General features: G+C 58.7%; 10 protein-coding genes. 6 read left to right on the forward strand and 4 right to left on the reverse strand.

The genetic code is table 11. The annotated features are described in order from the left end of the window. Positions 1–290: 290 nt before the first annotated feature. Together WAW39_RS11940 and WAW39_RS11945 are read right to left on the reverse strand one after the other, a co-directional pair. Positions 291–911 (reverse strand): hypothetical protein, encoded by a 621-nt coding sequence (locus tag WAW39_RS11940; protein ID WP_422319056.1) that lies wholly within the window; start codon positions 909–911, stop codon positions 291–293. Positions 912–1,028: 117 nt separating this feature from the next. Beyond that, positions 1,029–1,901: an ATP-grasp domain-containing protein gene (locus tag WAW39_RS11945; protein WP_422319058.1), complete on the reverse strand. Its 873-nt coding sequence runs from the start codon at positions 1,899–1,901 to the stop codon at positions 1,029–1,031. Between the two features lie 128 nt (positions 1,902–2,029). On the opposite strand from WAW39_RS11945, the gene WAW39_RS11950 reads away from it, so the two are divergent. From WAW39_RS11950 to WAW39_RS11975, 6 genes are read left to right on the forward strand one after another with little or no spacing between them, the layout of a single operon-like run. Then, positions 2,030–2,542 carry a GNAT family N-acetyltransferase gene (locus tag WAW39_RS11950; protein WP_422319060.1) on the forward strand — a complete coding sequence of 171 codons (513 nt, stop codon included), beginning with the start codon at positions 2,030–2,032 and terminating at the stop codon, positions 2,540–2,542. 31 nt (positions 2,543–2,573) lie between these two features. Continuing rightward, positions 2,574–3,545, forward strand: coding sequence for an alpha/beta hydrolase fold domain-containing protein (locus tag WAW39_RS11955; protein WP_422319062.1), 972 nt, complete (start codon positions 2,574–2,576; stop codon positions 3,543–3,545). Positions 3,546–3,553: 8 nt separating this feature from the next. Beyond that, positions 3,554–4,165, forward strand: a complete 612-nt coding sequence (locus WAW39_RS11960) for an FMN-binding negative transcriptional regulator (protein WP_422319064.1) — start codon at positions 3,554–3,556, stop codon at positions 4,163–4,165. Next, positions 4,165–4,629 (forward strand): OsmC family protein, encoded by a 465-nt coding sequence (locus WAW39_RS11965; RefSeq protein WP_422319066.1) that lies wholly within the window; start codon positions 4,165–4,167, stop codon positions 4,627–4,629. The genes WAW39_RS11960 and WAW39_RS11965 overlap by 1 nt, the downstream gene beginning before the upstream one ends. A 1-nt stretch (position 4,630) precedes the next feature. Beyond that, positions 4,631–5,287, forward strand: a complete 657-nt coding sequence (locus WAW39_RS11970; RefSeq protein WP_422319068.1) for a GNAT family N-acetyltransferase — start codon at positions 4,631–4,633, stop codon at positions 5,285–5,287. Further along, entirely contained in the window at positions 5,284–6,411 is a 1,128-nt protein-coding gene (locus WAW39_RS11975) for a prenyltransferase/squalene oxidase repeat-containing protein (protein ID WP_422319070.1), read from the forward strand. The genes WAW39_RS11970 and WAW39_RS11975 overlap by 4 nt, the downstream gene beginning before the upstream one ends. Before the next feature lie 3 nt (positions 6,412–6,414). Here WAW39_RS11975 and WAW39_RS11980 read toward each other — a convergent pair whose 3' ends face one another. Then, a complete protein-coding gene (locus WAW39_RS11980; protein ID WP_422319072.1) occupies positions 6,415–7,185 on the reverse strand; it encodes a helix-turn-helix domain-containing protein in 771 nt (256 codons plus the stop codon). Positions 7,186–7,276: 91 nt separating this feature from the next. Next, a complete protein-coding gene (locus WAW39_RS11985; RefSeq protein WP_422319074.1) occupies positions 7,277–8,713 on the reverse strand; it encodes an FAD-dependent oxidoreductase in 1,437 nt (478 codons plus the stop codon). Between the last annotated feature and the right edge of the window lie 40 nt (positions 8,714–8,753).

The raw sequence follows: 8,753 nt of genomic DNA on the forward strand, positions 1-8,753 counted from the left end.
GGGTACTCTGCATCACGACCAGGAAGCAAACCCAGCACACCGCCACAACCCAAAACCACCAGCAGCGCCTGCAAAAAGCCCCGCCACCACCTCCAAAACCCACGATTTTCTGCCATGTCATCCAAAACCGAAAACGCCGACCTCAACGATGCCGAATTCGTCAACACCAGGCTCTGTTCAGCCATCAACAACGCCACACCAAGCGCATAAGGATGCCAATGTGTTAAAGCCGGGCTTGTTCAACCCCAGGGGCATCTGCCGGCTCGCTCAGGCTCGCAGCAATCCACCCTCTAATGTTCGCCTTCTTTAGGTTTGGTCTGTTGGTCACACCACATCGCGTAGAGTGTCCGAAACTGGCTGTCGTCACCCGAGACCAACGGAATCATCATCGACAGGAAGACTGAGCTCATGCTCGCCGCATTGTCCATCTCCTCTTGGTTGAACTGCTTGTAGCTTTCCGGGTCAATCTCCGCCTCGAAATTCTGTATCCACCAGTTATCTAGTTTGGTGAGCATGGCACTGGTCGTCGCCAATAATCCAAGGTCTATGCTGTGTTCGGAGGTCGCAATCATCTTTGGCATGTTGTGCGCGATTTTGTCGCGATGTTCGCGGATTAGGCTCAATGTCTCCAAATCATTCTCCGAAATCGCGCCCAGATTGTACCACCAAAGAGCCGACGCAGTGTAAGGATGCTTGTGAAGCGAGAGCACCTTACGGGCATATTCAGGACCGGTCTCCAACTCACCTTCGACGAATCCGATGCAGTAGAAGTCCCGCGGCCTGCCGACAAGTGAATCCTTGAGCATCTCGAATGCCGCGAGATAAAGTCCTCCTTGAAGAAGGTTCTGCTTTAGTGAGTTGGGGTTAAGGAACTTCGCCCATGAAGCTTCTACGTTTTGACTGGGTTTCATAGGCTAACGATTCGGATCAGGCGACGGCGAGCGGGAAGCGTCGATGACACGACAGATGCCATACGAGCCCCCTGCCTGCATCCGTTTTGTTCGGCCTTGGTGGTTCGTGTCGCCTGTTCATGCGCCGAAGGACAGCATACTAATAAAGTTGTGGCAGTCCCAGTTCTTCCGGTCTGATACCTGTCCGTCTCCAAGCTCGATGACACGCAACACACCGTCACTGCGACGAGCTACATCCACGGAAAAGAATGGACTCGAAACTCTGCTGGCTGTCTCAGCGACGACCTGTGGCACCTCGCCTGTGTCCGAGTGAGCCTGTCCCCGCCAAACAAAGTAGCGCCGCTCACTGGAAGTGTTGTAGTCCTCAAGGCGTCTGGCACACAAACCACCCTCAATCTGCCCACGATACTTCAACATCTTGGTGATGACGGCTGGAATAGCCGAAAGGTCTCTAACCACAGAGCCGCCATCAGTAGAAAGGGACTTCACATAGTCCTTCAGGAAGCATCCGTCCCAGCCGTGGGCTGCCAGTGCTGCTGCAATATCGTCAGTCTCCGAAAAGGTCATCGTCTCTGCGGTGAACTCCGTCAAAAGCGGATACCAACGGGGCAAGTGATGGCAAAGAGTGTATGCGGCAACGTCCGTAATGGGAGTGCCACCGGCAGCGACAATGGCCTCGAACAGCCGAGTGTATTCTGTGGGAGTCAGCATCCAGCCTCGATACAAAACTGTCTCTCCGCTCTGAATCGCAGGCCGTGGCCGAAATGTCCCACCTTGGAAGTCCTCGAAATTGAAAATGGAAACAGGAAGCTCTGCCGCCTGTGCAGCAGCAAACTCGTCTGCAAAGACCTCATCGGCTATCTTCGGGCTAAACGTGTCTGCTGGATAAATGAGCCTCACGGGGATACGGTTGGTTGGGCGAACTACTTGATGAGAAACAATTCTGTCGAGTACGTCAACAGCATTATGGGGAACAGATTTGTCGAGCACCAACGGATTTCAACCTTCATGGGAGTTGCTTTTGACGCACTGTGGCATGGAAAAAACACCAGCCTTCAGCCCCTGAAAATTCACGCGTGGATGCAATATCAAGAGGCTCTCACGGCGTTGACAAGGCCATGCCATTCCAGAACCATCACTGGATCGAAACCGAGCGCACCCGCATGCGCCCTTTCGAGGAGGAGGATGCGGAGCAGGCCTTTGACTGGTTCTCTGATGTCGAGGTGATGCAGTTCATTCCAGGAGGGGCGGACCTCACGCTGGAGGACTCGCGCCGCCGCATCCATCGATACCGCGAACATCAAAAACTTCATGGATTCAGCAAACGGCTGATCCTTCATCGAGAAACCGGCAAGCCCATCGGCGACAGCGGTTTGTTTCATCTTCCCGACGGACAACGCATCGAGCTCGGCTTTCGTCTGGCGAAAGCTTGCTGGGGGCAGGGTTACGCGATTGAGGTGGGCCGTGCCTGGCTCGAATGGTTTGACACACACCACGCAGCGGAACCGCTGTTCGCAGATGTGCATCCCGATCACGCACGTTCCCGGCGTGTGCTGGAAAAACTTGGCTTTGACTGCTCCCATGCGGAAACCATTCTCGGCATGCCGATGCTGATTTACCGCCGTCGTTAGTTTTCGCCACCTTCCCCGTACTCTGCCCACCATGAAACATCTTCTTCCCTTCCTGCTGCTCGCTGCGTCACCCCTCTGGTCTCAAGACCTCTCCGCACAAAAAAAGAACGTCCTCAGCATCGCCGAAAAAAACCAGGTCGAACTCCGCCTGGATCAGCCCTACGCAGGCAACGACAACCCCAAACAGAAAGTCGATCTCTTCCTCCCCAAGAAACGCAACACCGACAAACCCCTGCCCGTCGTCGCCCTCATCCACGGTGGCGGCTGGGTCAATGGCGACCGCCTCGGCTACGCTGCCGCCGCCATCCAGTTTGCCCGCACCGGCGACTACGCCGCCGTCACTGTCGGCTACCGCCTCACCAAGGAAGCCCATTGGCCCTCCCAGATCTACGACTGCAAAGCCGCCATCCGCTGGATTCGCGCCCACGCCAAAGAATACAATCTCGACTCCGACAAAATCGCCGTCATGGGCAGCTCCGCCGGCGGCCACCTCTCTTCCATCATCGGCACCAGCGGCGACGTCAAAGAACTCGAAGGCGACCTCGGCCCCAACACCACCTTCAGCAGCCGCGTCCAATGCGTGGTCAACCTCTGCGGCCCCCAAGACTTCACCCAGGCCCTCATGTTCGACAAAGACATGAAGCCCATCCTCAAAGACGATGCCGTCATCGGCCTGCTCGGCGGCAACTACGAAGAAAAACACGCCGAAGCCCTCGCCGCCTCCCCCGTGACTTACGTCACCGACGACGACCCGCCCTTCATCACCTTCCACGGCACCGCCGACAAACGCGTCGCCTTCCTCCACGCCGAAGCCATCCACGCCACCCTGAAACAAGCCCGCGTCCCCTCCCTTCTCGTCCCCATCACCGACGGCAGCCACGGTTCCGTCGGCCATCCCGAAGTCATCGCCCGCGCCAAAAACTTTATTGGCAACACTCTCCGTGGCGAAGACACCCCCGTCGACATCACCCCCATCCCCGCCCTGCCGGAAGTCAGGAAGTAGCCCGTCAAATGTACACACCCCCTGACTTCAAGATCGATGACCGCGACACGCTGAATGCTTTTATGCGCCAGCACAGCTTTGCCACCATCGTGTCACACGACGGCAAAGTTCCGCAAGCCACGCACATGCCCGTTTTGCTGAATCCGACACAAGGTTCGCACGGTTGTCTGCTCTCCCACATGGCCCGCGCCAACCCTCAATGGCGCCATTTTTCCAACTCCGAAGTCCTCGTCATCTTCACCGGCCCCCACGCCTACATTTCCCCGGCCTGGTATGTCACCGAGCCAGCCGTCCCCACCTGGAACTACACCGCCGTCCATGCCTACGGCATTCCACGCATCGTCACTGACCATGACCGATTTGTGCAAATGCTGCACGATCTCGTCGAATTTTACGAAACCGGACGTCCCAGCCGCTGGCACGGCATCATGTCCGCCGAATTCCGCGATGGCCTTATGAAAGGAATCGTCGGCATCGAAATCGAAATCACCCGCATCGAAGGCAAGTTCAAGCTCAGCCAAAACCGTCCAAAAGATGCACCATCTGTCATCGCCATGCTACAAAACAGCCCGGATCAGACCGATCGCGACACGGCCAAAATGATGAAGGAGAGACTTTGATGTCCGCCCACACCGCCACCGTCCGCTGGAAAAACCAAGGCCCTGATTTCCTCAACCGCCGTTACTCGCGCGAACATGCACTTCATTTCGACGGTGGTGCCATCGTGCCCGGTTCTCCCTCCCCGCAGATTGTGCCTTTACCTTGGTCAAACCCCGCAGGCATCGACCCCGAAGAGATGTTCATCGCATCCGTCTCCAGCTGCCACATGCTCTGGTTCCTCCACGTGGCCTGTGACGCCGGCTTCCTCCCCGAGAGCTATGACGATGCAGCAGAAGGCATCATGACGCAAAACGAACGCGGAGTGCTCTGGATCAGCCAGATCACCTTGCGTCCCCTCATCATTTGGAGCGGCGACCAGCAGCCCACTTCCACCGAATGCGATCATTTGCATCACCTTGCCCACGAACAATGCTTCATTGCCAATTCGATCAAAACGGACGTGATCGTGAAACCCAGAAACTGACATGAAACCGCAGCCCACACCCCAGCGCTTCGATGGCCGCTTCATCACGCTCACACCACTCGATGTCGCGGCGGATGTGGCAGAACTGTTTGCCATTTCGCATGTCGATGAAACCACACGCAAACTGTGGCGCCACATGCCTCGGGGGCCGTTTGCTGATGCCCAGGACCAGGCCGCCTTCCTGCGTGAATGGCAGGCCACACCGAACGTGATCGCCTTCACCGTGCGTGACGCTGCTGCTCAGCATTGTCTCGGCAGCATCTCCCTCATGAGCATCCGCGCCGAGCATGGCGTGGCAGAACTGGGCAACATCTGGTATGCGCCCGCAGCACAGCGCACCAAGACCAACACCGAAGCCTGCTACCTGCTGCTGCGTCACTGCTTTGAGGACCTCGGCTACCGGCGCATGGAATGGAAATGCGATGCACGCAATGAACCCAGCCGCAATGCCGCCCTGCGCCTCGGCTTCACCTTTGAAGGCATCTTCCGCCAGCACATGATCATCAAGGGCGAAAACCGCGACACCGCATGGTTTGCCATGCTTGACCATGAATGGCCGCAGATTGCCACCGCGTTCCGCCGCTGGCTCTATGAAGACGACTCAATTCCGCTCGGACGATTGATTGCCGGGAGTCGCAGCGTACAAGCCCGTGCATGAAGCACGCCTTTCTCCTCCTGCTGACCAGCTCCTTGGTTGTCGCGGCTGACCCGAAGCCCAAGCCCGAGTTTCAATATCAGACCCAGGGTATTCAGGTCAGTCGGGCGACGGCTGATGAGCCTAAAGTGAAGGCCTTTGGCCCGGACACCATCAAAGCTGCCGCCAAATACCTCGATGATGGCGCCATCTGCTGGGTGCGCGAGAAAACCTGCGTGAACTGCCACACCACCGGCCCGTACCTGAGCGAGCGCCCGGCTTTGTCCAAACAGCTCGGCATGCCACTGGAGGAGGTGCTGGCAGACTTCGTCAAAACCGTGCCCGCAGAGGTCAAGCCGCAGAAAGAAACGGAAAAGGATGGCATCAAATACTACGGCGGCTCTTGGTCGAGCATCTGGCGCTCCATGGGTCTCGCCGAGTGGGACAAGCACGTGACAGGCAAACTCTCTCCCCACACGGAGCGCTCCCTGCAGGAAATGCTCATGCGCCAGTCCGCCGATGGCTCCTTCGTCAGTTATGGCGAAGTCGAAATCCCCCACATCACCACCAACTTTGAGCTCACGCTGCAAGCCGCCCGCGCCGCTACCACCGCGCCCGGCTGGCTCGCCAGCCTCAAGGATCCCGAACTGCTCGCACGCATCGAAAAGATGAAATCCTGGCTGCGTGATGCGCCGCCAAAGAATGACTTCGACCGCATCCTGCGCCTCCAACTCGCGCATTACATGCCCGAGCTCGTGCCGCAGTCCCAGCGCGATGCCGCGCTGGCTTTGCTGTCCTCCAAACAACATGCCGATGGCGGCTGGTCTCTGCGCGACACATCCGCCGTGGGTGACTGGCACTTTAAAATGAGCGACACCGTGGTGAAACTCATCAACGGCCTTCCCGATGCGTCGAAACCGGAAAGCGACGCTTACATGACCGCTTTTGCCATCGTCCTAATGCGTCAAAACAACATCCCCACCAGCGATGAGCGCATCCAGCGCGGGCTCAAATGGTTGAAGCAGGAGCAGCGCGTCTCCGGCCGCTGGTGGATGCAGTCGCTCTATCGTGGTAACTACAGTTACATCACCTACATCGCCACGGCTCAGGCCCTGAAGGCGCTGGCCTTGTGCGACGAGTTGCACTGAGTTTCATCGCCGTGCACGCCGATACACCGCCGGCGACTCGCCCATGCGTTTGCGGAAGTGCTGGGTGAAGCTGCTCGCATCCACAAAACCACACTGCTCCGCCACCTCGCTGGCGGTCAGCGTCGTCCGCTCCAGAAGACGCACGGCGGCCAGCACCCGAGTCTTGATAAGGAATTCCTGCGGAGTAATCCCAAACGCACTTTGAAATCGACGCTGCAACTGCCGCAGTGATTGACCGCAGGATTTTGCCACGTCTTCAATCAAGAGCGGCTTCGCATAGTCATGCCGGATGATCTCCACCGCCTGCGCCACGGTCTGAAACACCGGCAATCTGCGCTCCGCTTCATCAGGACGCCTTAATGTGCCCATGACACCCTGGACCCGGCGTTTGGAATCAAAGAGCGGCAGCTTTGTCACGAGAAACCAGTCCGGGATTCCTTGGGAATCCCACCACAGCTCCACGCGTTCGATCACGTCCGCCTTGCCGGCCAGGATGCGCTTGTCGTCATCCACATAAGCCTGCGCCATGGTGTCCGGGTTCAGGTCGAAGTCCGTGCGCCCGATGATCTCCGAATCATCCGGCATCTGGTAGCGCTGCATCAGCCCCTCGCTGGCGAACATGAGATGCCCAGCCTTGTTCTTGGCGAAAAAGTAAACTCCCGGGATGTGGTCAAACAGCCGCTGAAACAGCAGCGTCGGCTCCAGTGAGGCCATCCATGCAGCCCGTTGCTTCCTCCAGCGGGCAACTTCTTCCGCCGAGCGCTTGGGGCGCACGCGGGGTCTCAGAGGCACATCAGATCGCCGGGGGGTCGTCACAGAAAACAGGATGGCGTAGCGCAGGCAACGCGCAACTGCCCTGCTCGACTCAGCGCGCGATCTTTTCCAGCATCACCCGGCAGTCTTCCCAGAGCACCTCATGCGGCTGCTGCTTGTGCAGCGCGGCCAGGGCTGCCGCGACTCCTGCGGCCTCCCCCATGGCCACGGCATTGCCCGTCACCCGATAGCTCGCATGTGCCACAAAATCACCACTGATGCAGCGTCCTGCCATCATGAGGCCGTCCACATCCTTCGCGATGAGAGCCCGGAGAGGGATGTCGTAGGGAGTGAACTTCTTCACGCCTCCACGCTCGATGGTCAGCTTGTCGTTGTCCGCCTTGCTCTTCGCATGAATGTCCACGCCAAAGGTCACCCGTGCCACGGCATCGGGATGGCGTGCCCCCTGAGTGAGATCCTCCGTTTTCACCACATAACGGCCGTGAATGCGCCTGCCATCACGCACGCCGATCTGCTCCGCCGTGGCCACCACCTGCAGGCCGTCCCACACGCCACCCAGTTTCCGCAGAGCGCGTGTGATGGTGAAGATCTCCTTGCGTGCGCGCACCGTGGCGGTGGTCATGGCGTCGGCATCATCGGGGCGTACGCCGTATTCGTGGTTCAGCATCAGCAGCACGATGTTGTCGCGCACATGAAAAATGGTCGGCATGCCATAGGAGGGGTCCACGCCTGCGCGCTGAATTTCCGCTTTGAAGTTGGCTGTTGCCTCGACGTGCCACTTGAGGTCGCCCTGATAAAAGGAGATGTATTTTCCCATCTGCGTCACATCCCGCACGACGGCCAGGGCATTCATGGTGAGCGGCTGGCAGGCGCACTCCGCCGACTTGTCATCCTGGCCCATCCTGCCCAGATCCCAGCCGCAGCCAGCGAGGGCTCCCAGCACGCCATCGCCTGTGGTATCGATGAAAACCGGAGCCTGCCATGCCTCACGGCCCGAGCGTGATTCCGTGATGACTGTGGTGAGCTGCCGTCCCTCGCGATAGGCTGCCACCACCCGCGTTTGCAGGCGAAACTTCACCCCTGCCTCACTGCACAAATCCTCCAGCAGCAGCTTCATTTCGTCCGGTTCATAGACAAAGCGCCCCGGATCACCGCCACGGCGTGCACCACGCTCATCAAGCAGCCGCGTGATCTCCCGGGTGAAGCCGGGTTTGTCGAAATCAAAGATCCACGTGAGCAAGCCCGCCGTCCAGACACCGCCGAGGCAGCCATTCGTTTCAAACAAACGCACCCGTGCTCCCGCCCGCGCCGCAGCGACCGCCGCCGCCACACCCGCCGGGCCCGCACCGCAGACAATGACGTCCGCATCATGCACCAGCGTCACACTGCGGTTGGGTTCATCAAAGTTCACTGCATCGCTCTTGCTTTCCGAAGCAGACACCCATGTGGCCGCAGGCAGCAGCCCGGGGCCAGCAAGAGCAGCACGTAAAAAGTGACGTCGGGAAAAATCGGCAGATTGGGGTTTCATGGATGGTTGGTACGCGTTGCAGTTTGCTGCCTCCCAGCCC

The organism is Prosthecobacter sp. (assembly GCF_049294395.1).
GTDB lineage: Bacteria > Verrucomicrobiota > Verrucomicrobiia > Verrucomicrobiales > Verrucomicrobiaceae > Prosthecobacter.

Excerpts from the sequence above, each read along its gene's own strand:
- WAW39_RS11940 (WP_422319056.1), bottom strand. The coding sequence starts at position 911 with ATGAAACCCAGTCAAAACGTAGAAGCTTCATGGGCGAAGTTCCTTAAC.
- WAW39_RS11950 (WP_422319060.1), top strand. The coding sequence starts at position 2,030 with ATGCCATTCCAGAACCATCACTGGATCGAAACCGAGCGCACCCGCATG.
- WAW39_RS11955 (WP_422319062.1), top strand. The coding sequence starts at position 2,574 with ATGAAACATCTTCTTCCCTTCCTGCTGCTCGCTGCGTCACCCCTCTGG.
- WAW39_RS11960 (WP_422319064.1), top strand. The coding sequence starts at position 3,554 with ATGTACACACCCCCTGACTTCAAGATCGATGACCGCGACACGCTGAAT.
- WAW39_RS11965 (WP_422319066.1), top strand. The coding sequence starts at position 4,165 with ATGTCCGCCCACACCGCCACCGTCCGCTGGAAAAACCAAGGCCCTGAT.
- WAW39_RS11970 (WP_422319068.1), top strand. The coding sequence starts at position 4,631 with ATGAAACCGCAGCCCACACCCCAGCGCTTCGATGGCCGCTTCATCACG.
- WAW39_RS11975 (WP_422319070.1), top strand. The coding sequence starts at position 5,284 with ATGAAGCACGCCTTTCTCCTCCTGCTGACCAGCTCCTTGGTTGTCGCG.
- WAW39_RS11985 (WP_422319074.1), bottom strand. The coding sequence starts at position 8,713 with ATGAAACCCCAATCTGCCGATTTTTCCCGACGTCACTTTTTACGTGCT.